Source organism: Phaeodactylibacter xiamenensis, assembly GCF_965229835.1.
GTDB classification, from domain to species: Bacteria; Bacteroidota; Bacteroidia; order Chitinophagales; family Saprospiraceae; genus Phaeodactylibacter; species Phaeodactylibacter xiamenensis.
This window is the reverse complement of record NZ_OZ245931.1, coordinates 2,601,678-2,626,131: the sequence shown is the minus strand read 5'-3', so window position 1 is coordinate 2,626,131 and position 24,454 is coordinate 2,601,678. Positions and strand designations below refer to the sequence as shown.

Annotated in this window: 20 protein-coding genes; 7 read left to right on the top strand and 13 right to left on the bottom strand. The window is 53.6% G+C overall.

Annotated elements, in window-relative coordinates:
* Nucleotides 1-13 precede the first annotated feature (13 nt).
* The 8 genes from ACO08I_RS09695 to ACO08I_RS09660 all read right to left on the bottom strand — a co-directional run bounded on the left by ACO08I_RS09695 (nt 14) and on the right by ACO08I_RS09660 (nt 9,126).
* Nucleotides 14-853, bottom strand: a complete 840-nt coding sequence (locus ACO08I_RS09695; RefSeq protein ID WP_282776674.1) for a prephenate dehydrogenase — start codon at nt 851-853, stop codon at nt 14-16.
* A 126-nt stretch (nt 854-979) separates the two neighbouring features.
* Entirely contained in the window at nt 980-1,138 is a 159-nt protein-coding gene (locus ACO08I_RS09690) for a four helix bundle protein (RefSeq protein ID WP_421949202.1), read from the bottom strand.
* 1 nt (nt 1,139) lies between these two features.
* Nucleotides 1,140-2,321, bottom strand: a complete 1,182-nt coding sequence (locus tag ACO08I_RS09685; protein ID WP_421949201.1) for a pyridoxal phosphate-dependent aminotransferase — start codon at nt 2,319-2,321, stop codon at nt 1,140-1,142.
* Nucleotides 2,322-2,364: 43 nt separating this feature from the next.
* Nucleotides 2,365-3,249, bottom strand: coding sequence for a prephenate dehydratase (locus tag ACO08I_RS09680; RefSeq protein WP_282776677.1), 885 nt, complete (start codon nt 3,247-3,249; stop codon nt 2,365-2,367).
* Between the two features lie 514 nt (nt 3,250-3,763).
* Entirely contained in the window at nt 3,764-4,540 is a 777-nt protein-coding gene (locus ACO08I_RS09675) for an enoyl-CoA hydratase-related protein (RefSeq protein WP_421949200.1), read from the bottom strand.
* A gap of 33 nt (nt 4,541-4,573) precedes the next feature.
* Nucleotides 4,574-5,071, bottom strand: a complete 498-nt coding sequence (paaD, locus tag ACO08I_RS09670; RefSeq protein ID WP_421949199.1) for a 1,2-phenylacetyl-CoA epoxidase subunit PaaD — start codon at nt 5,069-5,071, stop codon at nt 4,574-4,576.
* 275 nt (nt 5,072-5,346) lie between these two features.
* Nucleotides 5,347-7,731 (bottom strand): TonB-dependent receptor domain-containing protein, encoded by a 2,385-nt coding sequence (locus ACO08I_RS09665; RefSeq protein ID WP_421949198.1) that lies wholly within the window; start codon nt 7,729-7,731, stop codon nt 5,347-5,349.
* Nucleotides 7,732-7,794: 63 nt separating this feature from the next.
* Complete coding sequence (locus ACO08I_RS09660) at nt 7,795-9,126, bottom strand: hypothetical protein (RefSeq protein ID WP_421949197.1); 1,332 nt, start codon at nt 9,124-9,126, stop codon at nt 7,795-7,797.
* A 107-nt stretch (nt 9,127-9,233) separates the two neighbouring features.
* Here ACO08I_RS09660 and ACO08I_RS09655 point away from each other — a divergent pair, with 107 nt between their 5' ends.
* Nucleotides 9,234-10,241, top strand: a complete 1,008-nt coding sequence (locus ACO08I_RS09655) for a GSCFA domain-containing protein (protein ID WP_421949196.1) — start codon at nt 9,234-9,236, stop codon at nt 10,239-10,241.
* 98 nt (nt 10,242-10,339) lie between these two features.
* The gene (gene lnt, locus ACO08I_RS09650) at nt 10,340-12,118 is read left to right on the top strand and encodes an apolipoprotein N-acyltransferase (protein WP_421949195.1); all 1,779 of its coding nucleotides are present in this window, start codon (nt 10,340-10,342) and stop codon (nt 12,116-12,118) included.
* A gap of 282 nt (nt 12,119-12,400) precedes the next feature.
* Here the strand turns inward: lnt and ACO08I_RS09645 are convergent, their stop codons facing one another.
* The 5 genes from ACO08I_RS09645 to ACO08I_RS09625 all read right to left on the bottom strand — a co-directional run bounded on the left by ACO08I_RS09645 (nt 12,401) and on the right by ACO08I_RS09625 (nt 17,407).
* Nucleotides 12,401-13,981 carry a SulP family inorganic anion transporter gene (locus tag ACO08I_RS09645; protein ID WP_282776698.1) on the bottom strand — a complete coding sequence of 527 codons (1,581 nt, stop codon included), beginning with the start codon at nt 13,979-13,981 and terminating at the stop codon, nt 12,401-12,403.
* Nucleotides 13,982-14,120: 139 nt separating this feature from the next.
* A complete protein-coding gene (locus tag ACO08I_RS09640; protein WP_421949194.1) occupies nt 14,121-15,506 on the bottom strand; it encodes a HAMP domain-containing sensor histidine kinase in 1,386 nt (461 codons plus the stop codon).
* Between the two features lie 8 nt (nt 15,507-15,514).
* Nucleotides 15,515-16,198: a response regulator transcription factor gene (locus ACO08I_RS09635; RefSeq protein WP_421949193.1), complete on the bottom strand. Its 684-nt coding sequence runs from the start codon at nt 16,196-16,198 to the stop codon at nt 15,515-15,517.
* A gap of 11 nt (nt 16,199-16,209) precedes the next feature.
* A complete protein-coding gene (locus ACO08I_RS09630; RefSeq protein ID WP_282776705.1) occupies nt 16,210-16,806 on the bottom strand; it encodes a tetratricopeptide repeat protein in 597 nt (198 codons plus the stop codon).
* A 76-nt stretch (nt 16,807-16,882) separates the two neighbouring features.
* Complete coding sequence (locus ACO08I_RS09625; protein ID WP_421949192.1) at nt 16,883-17,407, bottom strand: hypothetical protein; 525 nt, start codon at nt 17,405-17,407, stop codon at nt 16,883-16,885.
* A 482-nt stretch (nt 17,408-17,889) separates the two neighbouring features.
* On the opposite strand from ACO08I_RS09625, the gene ACO08I_RS09620 reads away from it, so the two are divergent.
* The 5 genes from ACO08I_RS09620 to ACO08I_RS09600 all read left to right on the top strand — a co-directional run bounded on the left by ACO08I_RS09620 (nt 17,890) and on the right by ACO08I_RS09600 (nt 24,440).
* Nucleotides 17,890-19,626, top strand: a complete 1,737-nt coding sequence (locus tag ACO08I_RS09620; RefSeq protein ID WP_282776710.1) for a T9SS type A sorting domain-containing protein — start codon at nt 17,890-17,892, stop codon at nt 19,624-19,626.
* 127 nt (nt 19,627-19,753) lie between these two features.
* Nucleotides 19,754-20,788 (top strand): RNA polymerase sigma-70 factor, encoded by a 1,035-nt coding sequence (locus ACO08I_RS09615; protein ID WP_282776713.1) that lies wholly within the window; start codon nt 19,754-19,756, stop codon nt 20,786-20,788.
* 59 nt (nt 20,789-20,847) lie between these two features.
* Nucleotides 20,848-21,861, top strand: coding sequence for a FecR domain-containing protein (locus tag ACO08I_RS09610; protein WP_282776716.1), 1,014 nt, complete (start codon nt 20,848-20,850; stop codon nt 21,859-21,861).
* A gap of 146 nt (nt 21,862-22,007) precedes the next feature.
* Nucleotides 22,008-23,678 carry a DUF4974 domain-containing protein gene (locus ACO08I_RS09605; RefSeq protein WP_282776718.1) on the top strand — a complete coding sequence of 557 codons (1,671 nt, stop codon included), beginning with the start codon at nt 22,008-22,010 and terminating at the stop codon, nt 23,676-23,678.
* Between the two features lie 168 nt (nt 23,679-23,846).
* Complete coding sequence (locus tag ACO08I_RS09600; protein WP_421949191.1) at nt 23,847-24,440, top strand: outer membrane beta-barrel protein; 594 nt, start codon at nt 23,847-23,849, stop codon at nt 24,438-24,440.
* The last annotated feature ends 14 nt before the right edge of the window (nt 24,441-24,454 follow it).

Here is a 24,454-nt window from a genome sequence, read left to right as displayed (position 1 = left end):
AAATTTTCAAAGGTTATCGTAAAATGCGTTTGATATCATTGGCTTGTGCAATGAGTTGGTAAAATGTGTCGAAGTCTTTCTTGATGAGCAGGGACCGGAAACGGGCCAGTTGATTGATATGCTCGTCCAGTACATCCAGCACGTGGTCCCGGTTTTGCCGGAAAATGGGGATCCACATGTTCGGCGAGCTCTTGGCCAGCCGCACCGTTGAGCTGAAACCACCGCTGGCCAGCTCGAAAATGCGCCCTTCGTCCCGCTCCTTTTCCAGTACGGTTAACGCCAGCGCAAACGAACTGATGTGCGAGATGTGAGATACGTAGGCAGAATGCAGGTCGTGTGCCTCCCGGTCGAGTTCAACGAGGGTCATTGGAATGCTTTCGTACATCTTTCGTACTAGTGTCATGGCTTCCGGGGCGCTGCGGTCGGCATCAATCAAAACGGCGCACTTATGATCGAATAGGTTAGGGATGGCCGCCTCCGGACCTGAAAATTCTGTACCCGCCATAGGGTGAGTAGCCACATATTGCCCGCGCTTCGGGTGCATGTCCACGGTATTGAGCAGCTCCGCTTTGGTAGAACCTACATCGATGACCACCTGATCCTCAACCAGGTCAAGGACTTGCGGCAGCAGCGTTAGCATAGCATCGACCGGCGTAGCCAGGATGATTAGCTCGGCTGCTTTTACACCTTCATCCAGAGGCATGTCCTCATCGATGAGCCGCCGCCGGATGGCCTTGTCCAGATTCTCTTGACTGGCATCAATACCGATGATGTGACCGGCAAAACCATTCTCCTTTAAGGTAATGGCCAGCGATCCGCCGATAAGTCCGATACCGATAATTGCAACTGTCATATTTAATTTAAAATGTAAATCTGTGTTAATGTGACCCATACGGGCCGTCGGAAATGTAAAAGTTTCTCACTTGATGGCTTCTTAGGCGTAAAGAGCCTTCCTTCTCAAAGGGTTAGGCCATTCGGGTTAGCCCTGAGCCTTCTTTATACTAGCTGTGAAAATGGCAACCAGTTGACCACACTCGTTTAGAACGGGTTCAACAACAGCGCTTTCCAGGAGTGGCTTTGCTTTGATAATTTTAAGGCAGACTTGCGATTCTCTAAGTTCTTTCAAAGCAATCCTCATTTTACCTTTTTACCCTACGCATGGCTTCTTCATAAAGTGCGCCGTCACTACAAAGCGAAATCCGCAGGTACCGGTCGCCCTGAGAACCGAAGATACCGCCCGGGGTGATGAATACGTTGTGCTGGTACAGCACCTCGTCTGCCAGTTCATAAGCATCGGCATACTGATCCGGGATTTTAGCCCAGACAAACATGCCCACCTGCTTCGGGTCGTATTTGCAGTCCAGCGCATCAAAGAGCTGAAAAACTGTTTCCCGCCGTTCGGCATAGACGCCATTCAGCCGCTTGTACCAGGACAGAGGGCTCTTCAAAGCCTGTGCTGCAGCCAGCTGCACCGGCTTGAACATGCCAGAGTCCATGTTGCTCTTGAAGCGCAGCACCACCTTAAGGTAATCGGCCCGGCCAGCGAGCATGCCAATGCGCCATCCTGCCATATTGTGCCCCTTGCTGAGGCTGTTGAGTTCCACGGCTACGTCCTTTGCTCCCGGAATGCTCAGAATGCTGTGCTGCTGTTCATTCAGTATGAAAGAGTAGGGGTTGTCATTGACAATCAGGATGCGGTGGCGGTGGGCAAAGGCCACGATACTTTCCAGAAAAGACAAATCCGCTGCTGTCCCGGTCGGCATATTCGGGTAGTTGAGCCACATGATTTTTACCCGGCTCAGGTCGGTGCTTTCCAGGGCTTCCATGTCCGGCAGCCAACCGCGTTCCGGCTCCAGCTTGTATTCCCGGATGGTGGCTCCGGTCAGATTGGAGACTGCCCGGTAGGCCGGATAGCCGGGGTTGGGCACAAGCACTTCATCTCCACTTTCGAGAAAAGCCATAGCGATGTGCATCAGGCCTTCCTTGGAGCCCATAAGTGGCAGGATTTCCCCTTCCGGGTCAAGGCTGGCGCCAAACCACTTTTCATACCATTCGGCGAAAGCCGCCCGCAGCTCGGGGATGCCCATATAGCTTTGGTAGCCGTGGACGTCATTATGAAGAACGGCATCGGTCAGCGTGTCGATCACTTCATGGCTGGGTGGTAAATCGGGGCTGCCAATGCCCAGATTGAGGACAGGCTTGCCCTCGGCGCGCATTTGCGCAATCTCCCGGAGTTTGGTCGAGAAGTAGTACTCCTTAACCTCTCCCAGGCGGCTGGCAGGTTGTATGATCATGTCGGATTTGGCTACTGATTTGGTCATTGCAAAATGAGATTCTGGTAAAGGTTTTTTTTAGAGGAATACTTTAGTACTCGTAATGCTCTCCGCAGGCATAAACGCCGTGCACCTGCAGGTTGCGGGTCAGTGGCCGGATGGCATCAAGGGCCTGTTCGTGCCCCACTTTGCCCTGCACCACGAAGTCGACGTAAAACTGATATTCCCAGGGATGCCCGATGATGGGGGCCGACTGTATTTTGGTCAGGTTGACGTTGTAGGCGGCCATTACAGCAAGGGCCTTGTACAGGCTCCCCACTTCGTGATCGGTCGCGAAAGAAATGGATACTTTTTCCAGAGCGGCATCCAGCTTAGGCGTGCCTTTCTCCAGCACCAAAAACCGGGTGTGGTTCTTTTTATTGGTTTCAATGCCTGGCGCGATAATTTCAAGCCCATACATTTCGGCGGCGAGGGTACTGGCGATGGCACCAATGTGCGACCAGCCATTTTCACTGATCTCCCGGGCGCTGAGGGCGGTGTCTGCCGTTTCCACTAATCTGATATTTGGGTACATTGCAAAAAATTCCCGGCACTGCGCGATGGCCATGGGATGAGAATGCACCTCCCGCAGCGATTCGATTTGTACACCAGGCAAAGCCATCAGGTTCTGCTTGATGCGCAGAAAGACCTCTCCGGTAATATGCAAGCCCGACTGCTGCAGCAGGGTGTAGTTGCGCATAATGCTTCCTGCCAGGGTGTTCTCGATAGCCATTAGGCCAATATCTGCTTCTTCCTGCGCTTCCACCATGCCCACCAGGTCTTCAAAGGTATGCGCGGGTACAATTTCCAGGGGCTGATTTTGAAAGCAATGGCGGGCAGCCACTTCGTGAAAAGCGCCTGCGTAGCCCTGAATACTGACCCGCAGTGGGGTGGAGGTGGTGTCGCCGGCAGCATAGCCGGCCTGTGTCTTGGTCATGGTTTATGAATTGTTATACCAATAAAAAAGCCCCGCTTTCGGGCGGGGCTTTCGTTTCGTTCTTATGCTTATGCACATGCACTCAACGGCAGCCCCTTTGGTGGATAGCCAAAAAAGAAAAAGTAAAAAAAGTAATACGCCGCTTTGGGACTGTACATGTGGTTTTGATTTGGTTATTCCCGAAAAAAAAGAAGCCCTGATTGTACAGGGCTCCTAAATATCTTTTCGCGATCCGCAAAATTTAGCAGCCCTTATGCTCCGGCATAAAAGTAAAAGCTAAAAAAATAGTTGCGGTAGTTGCGTTCCATTGCTTATTGTTATGATACAAACCTAGGGATTAATTCGGCATTCCGCAAAGTGAAATGCGAATTTTTTTAAATTTTGTTGGGTTTATTGCATTTTTACTGGGCTAACAATTGTTCGTTTGCGGGTTTTGCAAAACAACTCCTCTTTTTTTGAAGAGATATGAACAAACAATTGTTCGTCTGCTAAGTATTGTTGTGCCAACCAGCATTTACTGCCCTTTGAAAACGGGTTTGCGCTTTTCCAGAAAGGCCTGCACCCCTTCGGCGTAGTCCTCGGTCTGCCCGGCAGTAGACTGTAATTGATCTTCGATGGCTAGTTGCCGTTCCAGGTCGTTATCGAGGGCATAATTGAGGGCGCGCTTGGTCAGGCCGAGGCCTATGGTCGGCATTTGGGATAACTTTTCGGCAATTGCCCAGCTCTTTTCTTCGAATTCCTCGTCCGGGAAGAAGTTGTAAATCATGCCGATGCGCTCGGCTTCCACAGCGGGTACTTTGTCGCCCAGCATCATAAGTGCGGCTGCCTTTTGGTATCCGATCAGGCGGGGCAGGGTGTAGGTTCCCCCGCTGTCCGGGATGAGCCCGATTTTGCTGAACGCCTGAATAAAACTCGCCGACTCTGCGGCGACTACAATATCACACGCCAGCGCAATATTAGCACCTGCCCCGGCTGCCACACCATTGACGGCGGCAACGATAGGCTTCTCAATAGCCCGCAGCCGGGTCACGATAGGATTGTAGTGCTCCGTAAGAATGGTCGTAAGTTCCGGGCCGTCGTCCGCAACAATTTCGCCCAGGTCCTGACCGGCACTAAACGCTTTGCCTGCACCTATGAGGTAAATGGCACGGATGGATTCGTCCGCTTTGCACTCGTCCAGCACGCCCTGCATGGCCAGCGCCATCTCACGGTTAAAGCTATTGTATTTGTCGGGGCGGTTGAGGGTAATGTGCGCTACGGCACCTCGTCTCTCATATAGAATGGTGTCCATTGGGTTGGTTTTTCGGTAAAGGTAAAGGGTTTTTTAATGGCATTTAAAGTAGTCGAACGGCTCCCGGCAATCCAGGCAGCGGTAGAGCGACTTACAGGCGGTAGACCCGAATTGGCTCACCAGCTCCGTATTTACGGAACCGCACTGCGGGCATTCCACTTTGGGCTGTTCGGCAAAAAGGGTGCCTTTATCTGCTGTACCGTCCACGGGGGGCGCGATGCCGTACGCTTTCAGCTTTCGGCGGCCGGCTTCGGTCATCCAGTCGGTGGTCCAGGCGGGGTGCAGCACAGTAGTGACGGTGACGTTGTCGTAGCCATGCTCCTGAAGGACCGCGCGGATGTTGATCTCAATGGTATTCATGGCCGGGCAGCCGGAGTAGGTCGGGGTGATAATCACTTCCACGCCGCTATCCTCCTTAAGCTTCACATCACGGATAATGCCCAGATCGGTGACGGTCAGTACCGGTATTTCCGGGTCGGTTACCGCTTCCAGGACGGCCCAGATGTCATCAGTTTTGGTTGCTGTGGTCATAATGGTTAGGACTTTGAAATACTATACGCAATACGAAGTGGTCACCTACTGGCGCTAACGGCCAGCACGGGGAACGATAAATGTCGGGCTTACAGTCCAGACATTCATCGTCTGGGATCTTGGATTTGCGACATCGACCACTGACGAAGCCTAGCTTGTCAGGGCAAGCGCAAGCCACTTCTCAGCGTAAATGCTGACATTGAGCAGGTTTGCTGTGGCAAACCACTTAATCGTCAGTATAACGTTTGTTCGTACGCCTTGGTTGACGGCAGTCCTTATTGCCGTCTTTCCTGCCGCTTCTCCTGATTGAGCCGGTAGTTGAAGGCGAGGATAACACTTTGCGTGCGCCGCCATTGGAAGACCGATTCTTCTTCGTAGTTGGGAAGATCGACTTCAGAGCGCCGCTGACGGGTATTGAAGAGGTCGCGCCCGGAAAGCGTGACGGTGCCCCGGTTGTCCAGGACATCCAGGGAGGCGGCGATATCGAGCATGTAAATGGATAAACGCCGCCCCTGTGGCGTACGCTGTGGTGCCGTATAGTCGAATGACACCTGCACCTGCCAGCGGTCGGTGGGTTTGACCTTGGAGTTAATCTGCCCACTCATCGTGTAGGTGTCTGCGCTGTAGTCAGTACCTTCAAAGCTGCCCTCAATGATAGCCCGGAAGAGGTTCACATCGCCGGTAATGTCCCACCATTCGGTAGGTTGCACGCTGAGGTTGAGCTCCAGCCCGAAGGCATCGCGCACAGCCAGGTTGACGGGGTAAATAATTGCCGTTCCGTCATCCGCAGGGAGCGTCAGGCGTTCAATCACACCTGTGGTCCGGCGGTAGTAAAGGCTCGTCAAAAAAGTGCCGTTCTTCAGATAGCGCAGGTAACCGGCTTCAAAGGAATTGGTGAATTCCGGGCGCAGGTTGGGGTTGCCTATGTTGTTGTTGCGTGGGTTGTTGTAATTGGAGAAGGGGAGGAGGCGCCGGAAATAAGGGCGGCTCAGCCGGCGGCTGTAGCTGGCCTGCAACTGATCCTTCTCGGTAACGGAATAAGACAGAGAGGCACTCGGGAAAAAGCTCAGGTAGTCCTGGTCGTTGGATTCGCCGGATCGGAGCAGGGCCGCAGTGATGTCAGAAAGTTCCGCACGCAACCCCACTTGCACGCTGTAGGGCCCAAATTCATGCCCGCCGATGGCATAGGCAGCGTAGATATCCTCCGTGTATTCCAGCTCGTCATTGAAGTCGGGCAGGGGCGTGTAGACCCCATCTGCTCCTTCTTCTTCCACAAAGAAATCGTTGTTCACGGTACGAAAAGCAGCCCGCAGCCCGCCTTCGACTTTGGTGCTTTCGCTAATAGGGTAGATGTAATCGGTCTGCAGCAGCATATTGATTTCGTCCTCAGTATTGCTGGAACGCTGCAAGAGTGGCATAGTCGATTCTTCATCCGTCTGCCGGTAGTCGGCCAGCTCGGTATCATCGTCCAGAATATACTTGAAATTAAAGGTCCATTTCTGATCGGGGTTGTCGTACTGCCGTTCGTAGTTGAGGGTGGCTTCCAGGTTGTGCTCTTCCTCTGCCTCTTCGGTACGGCGGACTGTGGTGTTGAGCAGATTGCCCGCCGGGTCAAAGTCGCGGAAGGTGACGGTAGCACGGTTGTCATCTTCTCCTGTGCGGTAGAGCAGGGCCGCAGTGAGGGTATTGCGCTCATTGAAGTTGTAGTCGGTCCCCATCTGCAGATAGCCGCCGAGCCCGCCCCGGTTTTGGCTGGTTTCGCTGGTGAAGAAGTTGGTCAGTTCGCCATTCTCAAAAAAGCGCTGTGTTGCATTGCCGCCGCCCGGCGCCCGCCGGTAATCCAGCCCGAAGTTGGAGAAAAAGTTGAACGCCCGCCTGCGGTAGTTGAGGTTGTAGGAGGCGCCGTAATTGGCAGGCTGCCCGGCCGTGAGGCCAAAGGAGCCGTTGAAGCCTTTTTTCTCCTCCTTTTTGAGGATGATGTTAATGATACCGGCTTCCCCCTCGGCTTCGTACCGGGCGGAAGGGTTGGTGATGACTTCCACCCGCTCGATCATGTCGCCCTGCATGCGCTGCAAAGCCTCCGTATCTCCGGCACTCAGCAAGCCGGAAGGTTGGCCATTGATGAGGATGCGCACCCCCTGACTCCCCCTCAGGCTGACGTTGCCTTCCGGGTCCACACTTACGGATGGAACGTTGTCGAGGATATCGGCAGCATTATTGCCGGCATTGGTCAGGTCTTTGCCTACATTAAAGACCCGCTTGTCGAGCTTGAATTCCATTTGGCTGCGCTCGGCACGGACCTCCACTTCCTGCAGGGCAATGGCATCAGTGGACATTTCCACCTTGCCCAGCCTGAGCGTGTCCTGTCCTGCCTGCACTTTAATCGGGCTCAGGTAGCGGTCCTCATAGCCCACGTATTGAAACAGGGCGTAGTAGTTGCCGGGTTGGGCTTCCAGCAAAAAGCGGCCATCCGTTTCCGTAAGGGCATTGGTCACCATATTGCTGTCTGGCAAGGCATACAGGCCCACGGTGGCAAAGGGCAGACTCTTTTCGGAACTGGCTTCCTGTAGCTGTCCGGTTAGGGGAATAGCAGATTGGGCAAGGGCAAAATAGGGGATGCTTAGCAGAATGAGGAAAAAGGTGTAGCGTGTGCAGGGCATTTCATCTAGGTGTTAATTCAATGGTGTAACGTTGAAATGCCGGAAATGATTAAAAATAATCCTTTATAAAGCCTTAACCAGGTTGAGCGACTTCATAATCGTCAGGTAAGAACGGGCAAAGCGGGGCAGGCTGCTGAAGTCCAGGGAGCCGGTGGGGAAGGAGAAGTTGGGAAAGCTGCCCTTGTTCTCATCCACAATCTTGTTAATGGCCCGGCGGATGGCACGCTTGTCGGGCTGTTGGGTGCTATCGTCCAGGTACTTTACGGTGAAGCCGAGGTCGCCGAAGTAGGCCGGCTCAGTAATCTGATAATACAGGTGGAAAAGGTCGCGGTCGGGCTTAGGCACGGCGTAGTTGAACAGGCAGAAGCCAACGATGTAGCCAGGAATGGCCATCGCCATGCGCTCGTGCCCGTTTTCCAGGTACCAGTCCATGTGGTACAGCTCCCCGTTGATGATGGAGACCACGCGGTCGTGGTTGACGGTATGCGTGATGCCGAAGGTGCTGCAGCCCCGGTACATTTCCCGGTAGAAATCCTCAGCCGGGCGCTCGGCCAGTGCTTTAAGCCCCTTGCAGAGGTCTTCGTTTTTGCCAGCGGTATTTTTCCCGTCGTTTTCGTAGTATTTCCGGTGGAGCTGCTCCAGGGTTTCCATCATAAAGCCCTCGGGCTTGATCAGGTAGTCGAGGCGGAAAATCAGGTCGAGGAGGAGGTAGCCGTAGCTGCTTGCGTAGCGTTTGCAATCGAGCGCCCCGTGCTCCACTTCCTGCATCACTCCGCCGATGGCCTGTTTGATGTAGCGGTACTTCGCTTCTTTTTCTTCCTGTGGGAGTTCCTTCAGGTGGGTGATTTCCACCGGTTGCAGGTTCCGGAATTCTTCGATCAGAAGATCGTCCTGCTTGTCGGCTTTGATGGCGGCTTCGCGCAGGGCGTAGTAGAGTTTGTAAGGCGAGCCGTCGAGGGTGTAGGTGTCGAAAACGATGACGATATTGCCTTCCGGGTCGAGGGTGAAACGGCAGTACTTCAGGTCGAAGTTTTGCTCGAGCAGGCGGCGCAGTACGCCTATGTTGAAGGACTCGGCTTTAACGACTGGCGCCTGCACCCGGATTTTGTGGGGCGTGGCTTTGCCCGTCAGCTTTTTGGACCCCTGATACAGCTCAAATTCCAGCCCGCCGGGTACTTCCTTCCAGTGCACGTTGTCCTCCTCGTCATCCCGGAGGTAGAGGAGAAAATGCTTGTAGCTTTCCAGAAACTGTTCTTCTTCAAAGAGGTCCTGCGCGCGGTCCCAGGCGTCATATCGGGAGGGCGCCTTATAGGAATCCGTATACCGGCCGAAGCGTATGGACGGTTGTTCCGTGTGTTGTACAGCATTCCTGAAAAGGCGGTCGAGTAATCCCATATTGAAATCTGAAAATTAAGGAGCCCGGGCTTTCCGGGTGAATATCTTTAAATTGCGCCTGATTTCGAAGCGGAAAATACTACTTTTAAATCATTACCACTAAATAGATGCCTAAAAAGCACCCTCAATCGCAACCATTAAGGCTCAAAGTGCCGCTGCCGGATTCTCTTCCGGCTTTCGGGTACTCTTCGCCTGCTGTGGGATTGGGGTCCTGTTTTGTCGAAGCAGTGGGGAGCCGCCTGCAGCGCCTCAAGCTTCCCGTTGCCCTCAACCCTTTGGGCATTCAGTATAACCCGCTGGCCCTCAGCAGGGCATTGCAGTATGGGCTCGGAGAAGTAACCTTTGCTGGAGACGATTTGATTGAAAGTCAGGGCATCTGGCAGCATTTTGATTTTCACGGGGTGCTGGGGCATCCGGAACGTGAAGCGGCGGCCCGGCAGATGCAGTCGGCTGCGGAGGAACTGAAAAGAGCGGTTGCAGGCATGGACCGTCTGATCATTACCCTGGGCACCGCTTTTGTTTACGAGCACCGGGCCTCCGGGCAGATGGTGGCCAACTGTCATAAAGTACCCGCTCATGCTTTTCGGAAGTACCGGCTTTCGCCAAAAGCGATTGTGGACGCGCTGCAACCGGTACTTGCAGCCTGCAAAGCCCACCGGCCCGGACTGGAGGTAGTGCTGACCGTCAGCCCGGTACGGCACATCCGGGATGGGGTGGTGGAGAATCAGCGGAGCAAGGCGGCCCTCTTGCTTGCTGCGGAAGCACTGGCGGAAGCTGAATATGTCCACTACTTCCCTTCCTACGAATTGATGATGGACGAACTGCGCGACTACCGGTTTTACAAGACGGACTTTGTGCACCCCTCTGAGGAGGCGGTGGATTACATCTGGTCCTGCTTCGCCTCTGTAGCCTTTGAGGAGAAGACCCAGGAACAGCTCGATGTCGTGGAAGCCATCGTGCGTGCCAGTGAGCACCGCCCCCTGTTTCCAGCTTCGGCAGCACATCAGGCTTTTGTGCGGCAGCAGTTGCAGCGAATAGCGCAGCTGGAAGTTCATTTGCCCCGGGCCGATTTTTCCCCGGAGCGGGAGCGGTTGCAGTCCGCACTGCTCAAGTGATTTCAGCAATGTCAACAAACGGTTAAGCCTTTGAGCCCGGCACCCGATTCCTGCGCTTTTTTCCTTAAACTTGCAGCAACTCAATTCGCAATTCATCCATGAAGAAGCCCTTGCACCTGACTTTGCTTATTGTATTCGCGCTGCTGTGCGCCTACGCCGGTATCGATATGGTGGAACGAGGGGGCATGGGACAGCTTTGGGGCTACCGACCACTGCTGGCCTTCCTCTCCGGATGGGGGGCTTTAGTGCTGGGCATCAAGTGGCTCCGCAACGACCGCTGGCGATGGCTGGGCTTGTCTACCCTGAGTGGGGTGCTGCTGGGCGTGGGGTTCCCGGATTTACTTCCGGTGCCCTGGCTGATGCTGATCGGCTTTGTGCCCCTGCTCATCGTGGAAAATGAAGTGAGCGAACAAGCCGGAAAAGCCCGCCGCTGGACGGTCTTCAAATACACCTACCATACTTTTGTGCTGTGGAATGTCATCGCGACCTACTGGGTGGCGAATACGGCCTTCGCAGCGGGGATTTTCGCCATTTGGGTCAATGCCCTGCTGATGACCATCCCGGTGCTTTTGTTCCACACGACGCGCTGGGTCATGCCCGGGCTGAGGTACGCCGCTTTGATCTGCTACTGGCTGACTTTCGAGTACATCCATCTCAACTGGGAGCTGACCTGGCCGTGGCTTACGCTGGGCAACAGCTTCGCAGAATACCCTAGCCTGCTGCAATGGTATAGCTATACCGGTGTTTTTGGCGGCAGCCTGTGGATATGGGTTGCGAATGTGCTGGGCCTGAGCATCTGGAATAAGTACCAGGCGAAGGAAAGCTACCGGAAGCCGCTGCTGCAGCTGGGGGCGCTTGTCGTAGTGCCTATGGTGGTTTCTTTGGTATGGTACACCACCTTCACGCCCGAAGGCGAGCCCCGGGAAGTTGCCGTTGTCCAGCCCAATTTTGAGCCGCACTACGTCAAGTTCAGCCTGTCTGAGGAAGAGCAGGTTGGCCGTTTCCTGGAGTTGTCCAAATCGGTCGTCCGCCCTGAGACTGACTACCTGGTTTACCCGGAGACGAGCTTCGGGCTGGTTGATGACCAAAAGATCAACCGATACCCGGCGGTGCGCCGCATCCGCAATGAGCTGAGCGGTTTTGAAGGGCTGAAGCTCATCACCGGCATTGATGGCTACCATGTTTTTCAGGAAGGAGAGCCCCTGAGCCCAAATGTCCGGGAGCAGGTTCGCCGCAATGGTGATACCCTGAGGTACGAAGTGCTCAATGCCGCTGTCCAACTGGAAATTGGAAAGGAAGAAGTCCCGCTCTACCGTAAGTCCAAGCTGGTGCCCGGGCCTGAAATTTTCCCCTTTAAGGAGGCGTTGTTTTTTCTGGAGCCTCTGGTGGAACAACTGGAAGGGACTACGGCAGGCGTAGGCACACAGCCCGAGCGCTCGGTACTGAGCAGTGGCAGCGGTAAGGTTGCCCCGGCTATCTGTTACGAATCCATTTTTGGCGAGTACGTCAACGGCTATATCCGAAAAGGTGCCCAGGCCATCTTCATCATGACCAACGACGGATGGTGGGACCATACCGCCGGGCATCGCCAACACCTCTACTTCGCCTCCCTGCGGGCCATTGAAACCCGCCGCAGCATCGCCCGTTCCGCCAATTCGGGCATTTCCGCCTTCATCAATCAGCGGGGGGACATCCTGCAGCCTACGCGTTACGATGAGGCGGCGGCTATCCGGCAGGACATCCTGTTCAGCGACCGCGTGACCTTCTACGTTCTTTGGGGCGATTTGATTGCGCGCATTGCCCTGTTTGGGGCAGCTCTTTTGCTGCTGAATACCCTGGTGCGGGGCTTGTTGCCGGGGAGGAGGGGTGAAGGTTAATTGGGAATAAGCTCACCGGGTGTACTAAGCCAAGCCGTTGCCTGGGCATTCACCCGGTGTGCTGCGTTTGCCGGGGCAGTACGCCGGGCGAAGGTGAGTGCGCCCGGCGATGGCCTCACCGGGTGCCCTAAGCTAAGCCGTTGGAGGGGCATTCACCCGGTGTGCTTTTTTCTGAGTCTCATGGTCAGCACGCCCGGCGAAGGTCTCAACTCCGTTTTGACTACGTCGGACGGTGAGTGCGCCGGGCGAGACAGCCTCACCGGGCGTACCCTCCTCAGGTCACTAATGCTCCTCCACCGTCATGCCCTCAATGTGCGGGCAATTTTGCAGCGTCACTTTTATATTACGCTCCGGGGCATTAATCACAAAGTCATAAATAAGCTCCAGCGCATCCGGGTCTATGGCGGTAGTCCGGTAGCCATCTATGGTGACGATTGCGCCATCAGGCAGGTGATCGAGGGTAGTCTGAAGGCTGGCCTTATTGATGAAGGAAACGTGCTCGCTCAGGGTAATCTTGATCCGTTTGCCGGGCTGCCCGTTGACTACTTCTTCGTCATCGTAGTGGTAAGGTGTTCTGTAATTCGCACGAAGAATGAAGAACACGCCCACTACCATACCAATGGAAATACCGACTAGCAGGTCTGTCAAAAGGATAGCGATAATGGTAATGATGAACGGCATGAACTGGTTATAACCAATTTTGAATTGCTGCCGGTAGAGGCTGGGTTTGGAAAGCTTAAAACCAACAAAAATCAGCACCGCTGCCAGAGACGCCAGTGGGATGTAGCCCATCAAGCCGGGAATAAGCAGCACACTGCCCAAAAGCAATAAGCCGTGATAGACGGCTGACATTTTTGTCTCCCCACCGGAAGCCACATTAGCAGAAGACCGTACAATTACGCTTGTCATCGGCAAGCCACCAATCATACCGGCGATGATGTTGCCAATGCCCTGCGCGCGCAGTTCTGCATTTTTGGGAGAATGCCGCTTGTGCGGGTCCAGTTTGTCTACCGCTTCGATACTCAGCAAGGTCTCCAGGCTGGCCACGATGGCGATAACGGCAGCGGTCTTCCAAACCACCGGGTTCAGAATGCCGGTCCAGTCCGGGAAGGCCAGCGCCTTTTGCAAAGAGGCGATGCTGTTGATATTGGGCAAGGTCACAAGCATTTGCGATTCCGGTGTCCAGGCCGGATAAGCACCGATGTAGGCCAGGTGCAGCCCTACGCCGGAAAGTACAGCTATCAGCGCGCCGGGGAACAGCCCCAAGATGCTATGTTGCTTGATAAATGGGCGCTCCCAGAGGATCATCAGCCCCAGAGAAACAAAACCGATAATGGCCGCGCCGGGGTGAATGTGCTGCAAGGCATAGAAGAAATGGGTAAAAGTGTTGCCACCTTCCTTATCGGCAAAAGCCATCTCACCAAAGGCTTCCATATCAACGCCCAGGAAGTGAGGCAGCTGTTTGAGGATGAGAATAAGGCCGATCGCGGCGAGCATGCCTTTAATGACGGAAGAAGGGAAATAGAGCCCGATGATACCCGCCTTGACTAACCCTAGAATCAATTGGAAAACTCCGCCCAGGACCACCGCCAGCAGGAACAGCTCAAAGCTGCCGAGTTCGGCAATGGCACTAAAAACAATAACGGTCAGCCCGGCAGCCGGCCCGCTTACACTGGTATGCGATTGGCTGAGTGCGCCCACCACAATACCGGCAATAATACCAGTGATAAGCCCGGAAAATAAAGGGGCGCCGGAAGCCAGCGCAATACCCAGGCACAAAGGCAGGGCAACGAGGAAAACAACTAATGAGGCGGGAATATCCTTAGCGTAGTGCCTGGTATATTCTGTAAAGGTTTCTTTCATGGTGACGTTGTGAATTTCAGTAGCAGTAGTAATGGCTTTCTTTCGGTGAGGCTGATCTGTAAATATGTACCTTATTTCCCAACACCGCATTAAGCTGGGATTAGAATGGCATTAAAATAAGATTAGAAACCAGGAGTGCTTAGATAAACTGCTGCTCTAATGGAAGACGTACCGTAGCCAGGGTGCCTTTACCGGGCGTTGATTCCACCGTGATTCGCCCTTTGTGCAGCTCGATGATCTTTTGCGTAAGCGGCAGTCCTACGCCGTAGCCGGTACGGGCCTGCACATGCTGCCCCCGGAAAAAAGGCGTGAAGATAGATTCCAGCTCCTCTTCAGGAATGCCCATGCCCTGGTCCTGAAACCGGACTTCAATCGCTTTGCTGCCGGCCGAGAGGGTGACGGTGACCGGGGATTCGGAGTACTTGAGCCCGTTCTCTGCCAGGTTGAACAGGGCAATTTGCAGTAAGTTGGCATTGCCGTTGACCACGAGCGCGTCCGGGTCGCCCGGAAAAGTGGCGGTGTCGATCTGAAGGGGCTGCTGTGGATAGGTCCCGCTGAGCTCTTCCTGTATTTCAAAAAGCAGTTCGTCAAGGCGGATGCTCTGCCCTTCGTCATTGATGCCTTCCGTTCCTACTTCAGCCAGGTGCAGAAGGCGCAGCGTTAGCCGGTTAAGGCGCTCAGATTCTTCGGAGATATTGTCCAGCGACTCGGCGACTGTGGGGGGCAGGGATTTATAATGCTGCCGTACGAGTTCTATTTCTCCAAGAATAGTCGTCAGGGGGGTATTGAACTGATGAGAAGCGTGGGTAATGAAGTTGCGCTGCGTTTCCACTGAAGTTTCCAGCCGGCTGAGCATTTTATTGAAGGCCTCCACAATGCTGCCCAGTTCATCCTTAGGGTCCTGATCGGGCAAGGGCTCCAAACGGACGTGCAAATTCGCGGTGTCCACGGTTTTCATTTTCTCGGTCATGGCGGTCAGGGGGGAGAGCATTCGCCGGGCGTACCAGCGGGCGATGAAGAAAATAAAAACCAGGTAAAGCCCGGCCAGCCCAAAAAGGATATTGGCCAGCTCCCGGAGTTCCTGCTTGCCCTGCCGGTTGACGGCGGTGACGATGGTGAAGTGAGGCCCCTGATCGTCCCGGTACAGGATACCAACGCCCAGCGTGTCCCCCTGTTCCACCTTGAAGTATTCCTGTGCTTCCGTGACCGGTCCGGTCAGGCGCTCAGCCAAAAAAATGGGCAGGTAGGGGAGGAGGCTGTCTTTTTTCTCCAAATGAAAGAAGTATTCCTGTTCGCTGGGCAGGGTGCGCATGTGTTTCTGTCGGATTTGCTCCAGCACCTGAGGGCTCAACTCGTCGTCATCGAGGTACATTTGGGAAGCGATCATGCAGCGCTCGTGCAGGCGGGAGGTGAATTCGTGCTCCAGGTAGTTGCGGTAAAGCAAGAAAATCAGCCCGCCCATCAGGAAAAGGATGCCTGAGGTGAATAGCGCAAAGTTGAGGGCCAGCCGGTTTTTTAACTTCATGGCAGGGGCTATTCCGTACTGAGGTAATACCCGGCACCGATCTTGGTGTGCAGGATGCGGGGCGAGCCGTCCGCCTCCAGCTTTCGGCGCAGGTAGTTAATGTACACATCCACTACGTTGGTGCCAGTGTCGAAGCCAATATCCCAGGCGGCTTCCAGGAGCTGCTCCCGGGTGAGGACCCGCCCGGGCTGTTGCATAAAGCATTTAAGCAGCTCAAACTCTTTTGCCGTAAGCGAGATCAGTTGGCCGTCGCGCTGCACTTCCATGCGGTTGAGGTCGAGGGTGAGCCCGGCGGCATTCAGCAGGGCAGGCTGTACGGCAGCGTATTGGTGGTTACGGCGGTAAAGGGCACGCACCCGGGCTGCCAGCTCTTCAATTTTGAACGGCTTGGCAAGAAAGTCATCGGCGCCGGCATCGAGCCCCTTGATGACGTGCTCGGTCTTGCCCATGGCGGAGAGCATCAGAATCGGGACGGAAAGGCGCAGCTCCTGACGGATGTGTTTACAGATTTCCCACCCATTGACCTTGGGGAGGATGATATCGAGAATGACGAGGTCAAACGCTTCAGTAGACAATAATTCAAGCGCGACTTCTCCATCGAAAGCAGCCATGGATTCAATACCATACTGCCGCAAACCTTTATGGATTACGTTGCTGATTTTGATCTCGTCATCTACGATCAGTACCTTCATCCTGCAGCGGGCTACCGCATCTTGGGTCGGCGGCGCTTGCCCCCGGGGCGGAAGCCGCCCATTTGACCGGATTGCTTGGCGGCACCGCGGTTTTTGAACTGCTTTTCGAACATGTTGAACTGTTCCTTGATATTAGGCTCGGTAATCTTGCAGCCTTTAGCGACCCGGTAATGTCGTTCGGCCTGTTTCCAGCGCCCCTTAGAGGCAGCGATATTTGCCAGCTGAAGTTGCAGCATAGCTCGCTCATTATCAGTCGGAACTTCGACTTCCTCAGCTTTTTTCAGCCACTTTTCGCCTTCCTCCACATTCTTCTGGGCCAGGGCAGTAGAGCCTTTGATCATGTAGAAGTAAGCCCGGTTGGTCGCGTACAGCCACTCCGGCTTAAGCGTGAGGTTCAGGCGTTCATTGGCGCCTTCGAAGTCGGACTGCTGCAACATCTCGGCTGCCGATTGTACCGTGCCCAGAAAAATGTAGGTGGCCAGCATAACCAATCCCAGAATGACAAACCAGATACCATACCATACCCCCATCGTTGCCCAAAGTGCAATACCACCAATCAGGCCCACGGCAATTAAAGCGAATTTGAGGTAAATATTAATTGTTAACATGCGTTCGGTTAATTTTTGGCAAATGTAGAAATTTTGATCGGGCGGTGCGCATTTTGGGTAACACCTGTTCTGTTTATTAGTTGTTTCTGGCAGCCAGTGCCTGTTCCAGTTTCTGGAGGTTTTCCTTCACCAGCAAATCATTGGAGGGGAAACTCCGCGCTTGCTTCATCCAGTGGAGGGCCTGCTCGGGGCGCATTTGTACGTAGTGGATATGCGCCAGGTTCAGGCAAGCCAGGGCGCTGTCATTAGGGTGTTCCAGCCCGAGCTCTATGGCTTCGGTAAGCATTTCGCTGGCAGGCGCCATATCCTTGCGCTGCAAATAGATTAGCCCCAGCGAAAAATAGTAGTACGCCCGGTTCCGCCTCAGCAGCAAGCCGGGAAACCATACCTGCTCCAGGACTTTCTCTGCATCTGCCGCCTTCCCTCTTTTCAGCAGGCTGTGGGCCGTCCATACATTGCCCATGAAAGCCTGCGTCAGCAGGAGTAAAACGCCGCCAAGGTAAAGGTACCAGGCCTGACTGATGCCCAGCCGGAATTGCAAAACCGCTCCCAGGATAAAAAACAACCCAATTAATAAGTATCGCAGATAAACCGTTGCCATAAGAAAAATTTCTGCAAATATACTCGCTGGGCTTGGGTTTGCAATATTCGGCATCGCATTATCTTCGGGCCTCCTGCAGACATTTGAATAACCGCCGTTTATTCCCAAAAATGGAAATTAGTCTTTTTTTGGGATAAATCTCACTGGGTTTAATTTTTTAAACTGCTGTAATACAAAGGATTATGTTTTTTGGCACAGGTTTGGATATATTATTTACAGCAAAAGCAAGCAAATACAAACTTTCCTGAAAGCAGGGATACGATTGGAGAAAACTCCAACAAACACTCAAGCAAACACAACTGAACAACACTTAGAAGAAATAAAAGGAGACTCAGTGTTTCTCCAAAAGAGTTTTGAGGATTTAATCTTCATTAAGAATAGGTAAATAGGTTAAGCTAAGTAGACGGGGAATAGCCAAAACGGTTATTCCCCTTTTTTTGTCCCCGGGCATCCCGTACTTTTGCAGCAAAACATCCCTGCTTATGATACGTTTGCTCTTGTCCTCCGCACTGCAAATTTTATGGGTTTTAGTCGTTGTGGCCCAGCCTGAGGTCACCTGGGTGCAGCGCTATGCTGTTGAGTCGCCGATTTTTTCCTTTGGTAAAAACCTCAATATTATCGATATGGCAACGGATGAGGCCGGGGATATTTACCTTTTAGGCTTTCACCGTTCTGATTTGGAGCTCGATGGTACAGTGGTCCACCCGCCCTACAGCGGTGCACAAACCGGTTTCCTGCAGAAGCTTTCTGGTGGAGGCGAAGTGTTGTGGTACCGGCGGCTGACGATGGGCGATATGCGGACACTAGCGGTCAAAAGCGGCAAGGTTTACGTGGGGGGAGAAATTGCCTCCGCGGAGTACGGGCCCCTGCTCATTCAGCGGGATGCCTCAGGGGCTACCCGGACGTTGTTTGCCGATGGCTACCGGGATGCTTTTATTGCCCGGTTTGATACAGAAGGCACGCTGGAATGGGCAAAAGCCTACGGCGGAGCAGACAGTGAGTTCTTCGATAAAGGGGACCGGCTGAACGCATTGGCGGTTGATGATGCCGGTTCGATCTACATTACAGGCAGTTATCACCGGGAGATGGATTTTGGTGGCCCTACCGTATTCACGGAGCCCTCTGACCGGGGCAAGACGTTCTACCTGGCCCGGCTTACACCTGATGGCGACCTGGAATGGGCAGAGCAAATTCAGTCTCCCCTGCCCATTGATGGCGGAAATGCGGAAGGCCTTGGGTTAGCCCTGAGCTTGGAGGGTGAGCCCATCGTCTCTATTGCTTACAGCGCTGGTGGTTTACTGCTTGATGGTAGTATTCTGATGAATGACAATCAGGATGGTGATGATGGTTGCCTGTTGGTTAAATACGATACACAAGGCAACCGGCAATGGTACCGGAATATCGAGCCACAGGAAGGCTTAATTGTCCCCTTTGGCCTTGAAACGGACGAGCAGGGCCGGATTTACCTGGGTTTTTCTCATGAGCAGCAAGTTCTCATAGAGGAATCAGCCACTTTGCAGTATTTTCAAGCCGAAGATGACCTGCTTAAGACGGCTTTGCTTTGCTGGGATGCCAATGGGCAACTGCTCTGGGGCAATACGCTGTTTTGTTCTAATGGCGCAATGGATGTCCACCCGGACGGAAATATTTACCTCTCAGCCGCCGCCTTTCGGTCTGAGGTCGCCCTTTCAGAAAGTACCACGCTGTCATTTGAAGTTGGCGGGTCTGTGAGCGTTTGGGCACGTTTCCTTCCTGATGGTCAGCTGTCGTGGGCACATCAGCCCGACCTGCTGGGAGATCCCCCCTTCAGCACCAATCACAACATTATGGTGGACGCGGAAGGGCGGGCTTACGCCTCAGCGAACTTCAACCAACCCCTTGCGTTTGGAAGTGGGTGGTCTCTGGCAACTGGCTATGATTCACCCGATTTTGATGCCCTTTACCTGATTCAGATTGATGATTCGAATATCAGCAGTGTATTCCGCCCTGTGCATCGGCCACTCCGTGCCTTCCCAAACCCTACAGCAGGCACATTGCATGTGGAGCTTCCGGGGCAGTGCGGTTTGCAGTTGTTGAACAGCATGGGGCAGCGGGTATGGGCAGGCATACATGCCGGAGGGTTGCAATCCTTCAATCTGCCCGCTTTGCCGGCCGGCATCTATTTGCTTCAGGCTCAAACGGGTCAGGAGCACTATCTGTCCCGAATTGTAATTGAGTAATCATTTTTGCCGGTTCAGAAAGGCGTAAAAGCCATTCGCTCTAATAAATGCCCCCGTATGTCGAAAGCCTTTTACTTTTGTAGGGAATTAAATTTAATCTTGTGGCCGAAAAATACACCCGGCTTTAATGTCAGATAACACCGAAATAAACCTACTTTCCCGTCTCAAAGCGGACGATCGGATGGCGCTGCAGCACCTTTTCGAAGATCACTACGAAATGGTCTGCCAGTCGATCTACCGTTTTGTGCCTGATGCCAGCACCGCTGAGGACCTGGCACAGGAAGTCTTCCTCCGGTTTTGGGAAAAGCGCCACAAAATCGAAATCAATTCCTCCCTTGGTGCTTACATCCGCCGTATGGCCATCAACGAAGGGCTGGGCTACCTGCGCCGCAACAAGCGCTGGGAGCAGGAAGCCTTTGAACCGGGCCATGAACCCGGCGTGGATGATAGCGCTGAGGACAAATTTCTTCATGGTGAAATGCAGGAGAATGTTACTGCTGCCATCAATCAGTTGCCTCCTAAATGCCGAATGGTTTTCCAACTGAGCCGGTACGAAGAGCTCACTTACAAAGAGATTGCTGATCAGATGGAGATTTCCGTGAAAACGGTGGAAAACCAGATGGGCAAAGCCTTGCGGGTACTACGTGAACAATTGCAGCAGTACCTTCAGCTTGTTATGCTCTTTGGCCTGTTGTGGCTGTCCGCCTGTCAGCAGCCGGCTACAGCATCCCCTCCCGTACATGCCGAAATCAATAGTATGCAATATGCCGCCTTTCGCCTGAAACCAGGCACGGACCTGAAAGCAGCCCTGCAGCAGTGGGCAGATTTGAATGATGTTGACGCTGCCGTCATTCTAAGCGCGGTGGGCAGCCTGACGGATTACGCCATCCGCTTTGCCAATCAGCCTGAAGCCAGCGTAGGGCAGGGGCACTTTGAGATCACAAGCATGACCGGTACCCTATCCAAAAACGGCTCCCATTTGCACCTGACAGTCGCAGATGAAACCGGGCATTGCCTGGGCGGCCACCTGATGGAAGGTTGCCGGATTTACACGACGGCTGAAATCGTAATCGGACTGCTGCCGGGCCATGAATTTCTGCGGGCGGCAGACGATACTTACGGGTATAAGGAGCTGGAAGTAAAAAAGAAAGAAAAAAATTGATGCATGCATAGGGGGGATGCCAAACCGCATGCATCAGTATTCCGGAAACTAACAACAACATGGATCAAAGCGACTACCTTGAATTGATAGGGCGGTATCTCTCCGGGGATATTAGCGAGGCAGAGCGGGAAGCGCTCATGCGCTGGGTAGAAGCCGATTCCGCCAACCGGGCGGTGCTGGAAGAAGCCGAAAAACTATGGTCGGTAGCGGCATCCTATGAGATGCCTGACTTCTCTGCCGGAAAGCCGGCAGCCTGGGATTTGCTGGAGGAACAGATCGGGGCAGTAGAGAAAACCGGTGAAGCCAAAGTGATTGGATTGTCAACCCTGAAGCTATACCTGCGCTATGCAGCTGCAGCGGTCCTGTTACTGCTGGGCGGTTACTGGGGGTACTGGTATTCCGGCCTTATAGACCATTCGCCGGTGTTTGCGGAGGTTCAAACCACTGATAAGGAAGAGCAAACGCTCACCCTGCCTGACGGAAGCACGGTAGTGCTGAATGAGAATAGTTCCATTCGTTACGCCAAAGACTTTAAGCAGCGGGAAGTCAGGTTGACCGGGGAGGCATTCTTTGACGTGGTAAAGCAGGACGGCGCTACCTTCACTATCTTTTCAGAAGGCGCCCAAACTACTGTACTGGGTACATCCTTTAATGTCAGAGCCTATCCTGATGAACCGGAAGTAACGGTTTCGGTGGCTACCGGGAAGGTGGAAGTGGCCTCTGTAGATAAAGAAGAAGAGAAAGTTATACTGGTCCCTGGTGCTTCCGGGCAGTACAATAAAATGCTGGAAAAAGTCCGGGAAGCACCGGTCTCCAACGCAATGGCATGGAAGGAGAACCGGCTGCAGTTTGATAATCAACCGCTGGGCCAGGTTGCCAGTGCCATGGAGCGCTACTTTGGAAAAAAGGTAGTGTTGGCTAATGACCAACTGGCAAACTGCCGCTTTATGGGAGATTTTCCCAACCCTAAGCTGCAGGAACTGCTGGATGCGATGGTCTTCACTATGGAACTGGAAATTGTCGAGGAAAATGGACAAATTGTAATCAAAGGCAATGGAGACTATTGCCGGTAAGTGACGGAGAAAAAATAAATGATACAATTTTGATCCGCTAAAATTTTCTAAACAATCGACCAGAGAGAGGTTGTGTGAAAATATTAGCGGATCCTAAAGAAAATTGTATCATTTATTTCCGTCGAACTACTAAAGCACGAAAAGCCATGAAAAAACTGCTGCTATTTACGGGGCTATGGTTTGCAGGTGTTGGGCTCAATGCTCAAGCTCCGGCAGTACTGGCTAGCTATCGGACTATCAATCAGTCTCTGGGTGAGGTGCTCAAAGACCTGGAGCAGCAATTTCAGGTGCGCTTTTCCTACAGCCCGGACTTCATCCCGCTGGAGCGGAAAGTCTCGGTGAACGCGGAAGAAGGGGCAAGGCTGGAAGCCATTATGGACGAAATCTGCCGCCAACTGCCGATCTCCTACCGTAAAATGGGCAATCAGGTGATGCTGAAGCCCAGCCGCAAAACAGATGAACTGGGGCAATTGGAACCGGTGAAGCCCAAGGTCAGGCAGCAAAGCCCAATCTATCCGGAGGATGCTGCCGAGCGGGAGCGCTTAAGCCAGCGGATGGAGCCTATCCGGCCATCCACAACCAGGGCGATCAACAGCCCGGGAGGGAATGCTTATAAGGAAATTAATGTCGACCTCTACCATTTGCCGCCTCCACCTGCGGTCACTGCAGAAGCCGATGAAGAGGTGTACAGGGGCGACCGCCGGCTGGCTCAGGTGTCTATCCTGCCTTACGTAGGGACTAACCTTGAGCGCAGCGCTGAGATTACGAACAATGTATCCCTTAATGTGCTCTGGGGCACTAATGGCGGTGTAGACGGTCTTGAAGTGGGTGGTCTTTATAACAAGATCATCAATGATGTTGAAGGCGTACAGATTGCCGGTGTGGGCAGTCAGGTTGGCGGAGATGTAATTGGCACACAGGTTGGTGGTGTTTTTAACGTCAATAATGGCAAAGTACAAGGCGTGCAGGCCGCCGGTGTATTCAATATCGCCGGAGAGACGCAGGCCATTCAGGCTGCCGGCCTGTTCAACATCAGTCATGGCGACGCTGCCGGGCTGCAGGCTTCGGGGTTGTTCAACATTTCCGGAGGTAAAGCGGAAGGGCTGCAGGTTGCAAGCTTGTTCAATAAAAGCCAGGGCTTTACCCGCTCCCAGATATCCGGCCTGTTCAATAAGGCGGGAGATGTGGAAGGCGGTCAGGTCAGCGCCCTTTTCAATAAGGCAAAACGGGTAGACGGCTTTCAGGTGGCACTCATCAACGTAGCGGATACGGTGAACGGTGTGCCGGTTGGCTTGCTCAACATCGTTAAGAACGGCTACAACCGCTTTGAGCTGTCGTCCAATGACGCGTTGTTTGCCAATGCGGCGTTGAAGCTTGGCGCGTATTCCTTTTATAACATATTCAAAGTCGGTATGCGCTGGGATATGCAGGAGCAGCCCGGTACAGTAGGGGCAGCTGAAGAAGCGCGGGCTTACAGCTGGGGGCTCGGCTACGGCATAGGCACCACCAAACGCTTCACTCCAAACCTGATGATGAATGTGGAAGCCACCTGCATGCACATCAACGAGTTGGAGCGGTGGACCAAAGAAGTCAACCTGCTCAATCAGCTCAGCCTGACACTGGGCTACAACGGCACGGACCGAAAGACGAGCTTTTTTGCCGGCCCCATCGCCAACCTAATGGTGTCCCGGGTAGCAGACCCTGAGACGGGCGAACTGGGGTCACGGGTGATTGATCCTTCCTACACCCTTGCGGAAGGCGGACAAAATACCCACCTGCGGTTTTGGGTAGGCGTACAGGGCGGCATACGGTTTTAGCATGTTGTTACCGGAATAAACCGGGCACCAAATTGACCATTAATTTTTTGAAACAGGCAACGTCCGGGAATCATCCCGGCCAGCCATAGTTATGCCTTGCAGGAACGGTCTTCTGCCGGCTGCAAGGGCGAGAAATCATTATTTAAAATCAACGAAAAGCAATAGATCATGAAAAAGTTAGGATTGCTCACTTTGGCCCTGCTGCTGGGGCTGGCTGTTCAGGCACAGCACGAAACCTTATTTAACAATGCCCGCGTTGTTGGTGGCTTTGGCGCGCCAATCATTGAGATGGGGCTGGGCAATGACATGACGACCGCTATAGGCGGTGGCGGTGGCGTGGTGATTGATAACTTCTTTATCGGTGGCTACGGCGTAGGGAGCATTGACTTTGAGCGCCTGATTGAGGATGACGACATTCAGGAAATCGAGCTCGGGCACGGCGGTTTCTGGCTGGGGTACACCCTGGCGCCTCACCGCGTACTGCACCTTTACACAAGTGCCCGACTGGGCTGGGGCGCAGTCGGCATTGACGTCTCCGACAACTCCTCCTTCCCGGATAATACCGACAATGTATTTGTAGTGACACCGGAAATCGGCCTGGAGCTGAACGTGACCCGCTGGTTCCGCGTGGCGGGGACCGTAGGCTATCGCTATGTGGACGGCATAAGCGACAACAGCCCCTACAAATCCAATGCCTTTGATGGCACCCTGGCTAACCTGACCTTCCGCTTCGGCTGGTTCGGCTGGGACAGGGACAACTAACAAGCTTATAATCA

Excerpts from the sequence above, each read along its gene's own strand:
- ACO08I_RS09615 (WP_282776713.1), top strand. The coding sequence starts at position 19,754 with ATGTCAGATAACACCGAAATAAACCTACTTTCCCGTCTCAAAGCGGAC.
- lnt (WP_421949195.1), top strand. The coding sequence starts at position 10,340 with ATGAAGAAGCCCTTGCACCTGACTTTGCTTATTGTATTCGCGCTGCTG.
- ACO08I_RS09630 (WP_282776705.1), bottom strand. The coding sequence starts at position 16,806 with ATGTTAACAATTAATATTTACCTCAAATTCGCTTTAATTGCCGTGGGC.
- ACO08I_RS09660 (WP_421949197.1), bottom strand. The coding sequence starts at position 9,126 with ATGGGATTACTCGACCGCCTTTTCAGGAATGCTGTACAACACACGGAA.
- ACO08I_RS09665 (WP_421949198.1), bottom strand. The coding sequence starts at position 7,731 with ATGCCCTGCACACGCTACACCTTTTTCCTCATTCTGCTAAGCATCCCC.
- ACO08I_RS09645 (WP_282776698.1), bottom strand. The coding sequence starts at position 13,981 with ATGAAAGAAACCTTTACAGAATATACCAGGCACTACGCTAAGGATATT.
- ACO08I_RS09640 (WP_421949194.1), bottom strand. The coding sequence starts at position 15,506 with ATGAAGTTAAAAAACCGGCTGGCCCTCAACTTTGCGCTATTCACCTCA.
- ACO08I_RS09610 (WP_282776716.1), top strand. The coding sequence starts at position 20,848 with ATGGATCAAAGCGACTACCTTGAATTGATAGGGCGGTATCTCTCCGGG.
- ACO08I_RS09675 (WP_421949200.1), bottom strand. The coding sequence starts at position 4,540 with ATGGACACCATTCTATATGAGAGACGAGGTGCCGTAGCGCACATTACC.
- ACO08I_RS09620 (WP_282776710.1), top strand. The coding sequence starts at position 17,890 with ATGATACGTTTGCTCTTGTCCTCCGCACTGCAAATTTTATGGGTTTTA.
- paaD (WP_421949199.1), bottom strand. The coding sequence starts at position 5,071 with ATGACCACAGCAACCAAAACTGATGACATCTGGGCCGTCCTGGAAGCG.
- ACO08I_RS09605 (WP_282776718.1), top strand. The coding sequence starts at position 22,008 with ATGAAAAAACTGCTGCTATTTACGGGGCTATGGTTTGCAGGTGTTGGG.
- ACO08I_RS09695 (WP_282776674.1), bottom strand. The coding sequence starts at position 853 with ATGACAGTTGCAATTATCGGTATCGGACTTATCGGCGGATCGCTGGCC.
- ACO08I_RS09655 (WP_421949196.1), top strand. The coding sequence starts at position 9,234 with ATGCCTAAAAAGCACCCTCAATCGCAACCATTAAGGCTCAAAGTGCCG.
- ACO08I_RS09690 (WP_421949202.1), bottom strand. The coding sequence starts at position 1,138 with ATGAGGATTGCTTTGAAAGAACTTAGAGAATCGCAAGTCTGCCTTAAA.
- ACO08I_RS09680 (WP_282776677.1), bottom strand. The coding sequence starts at position 3,249 with ATGACCAAGACACAGGCCGGCTATGCTGCCGGCGACACCACCTCCACC.
- ACO08I_RS09600 (WP_421949191.1), top strand. The coding sequence starts at position 23,847 with ATGAAAAAGTTAGGATTGCTCACTTTGGCCCTGCTGCTGGGGCTGGCT.
- ACO08I_RS09685 (WP_421949201.1), bottom strand. The coding sequence starts at position 2,321 with ATGACCAAATCAGTAGCCAAATCCGACATGATCATACAACCTGCCAGC.
- ACO08I_RS09635 (WP_421949193.1), bottom strand. The coding sequence starts at position 16,198 with ATGAAGGTACTGATCGTAGATGACGAGATCAAAATCAGCAACGTAATC.
- ACO08I_RS09625 (WP_421949192.1), bottom strand. The coding sequence starts at position 17,407 with ATGGCAACGGTTTATCTGCGATACTTATTAATTGGGTTGTTTTTTATC.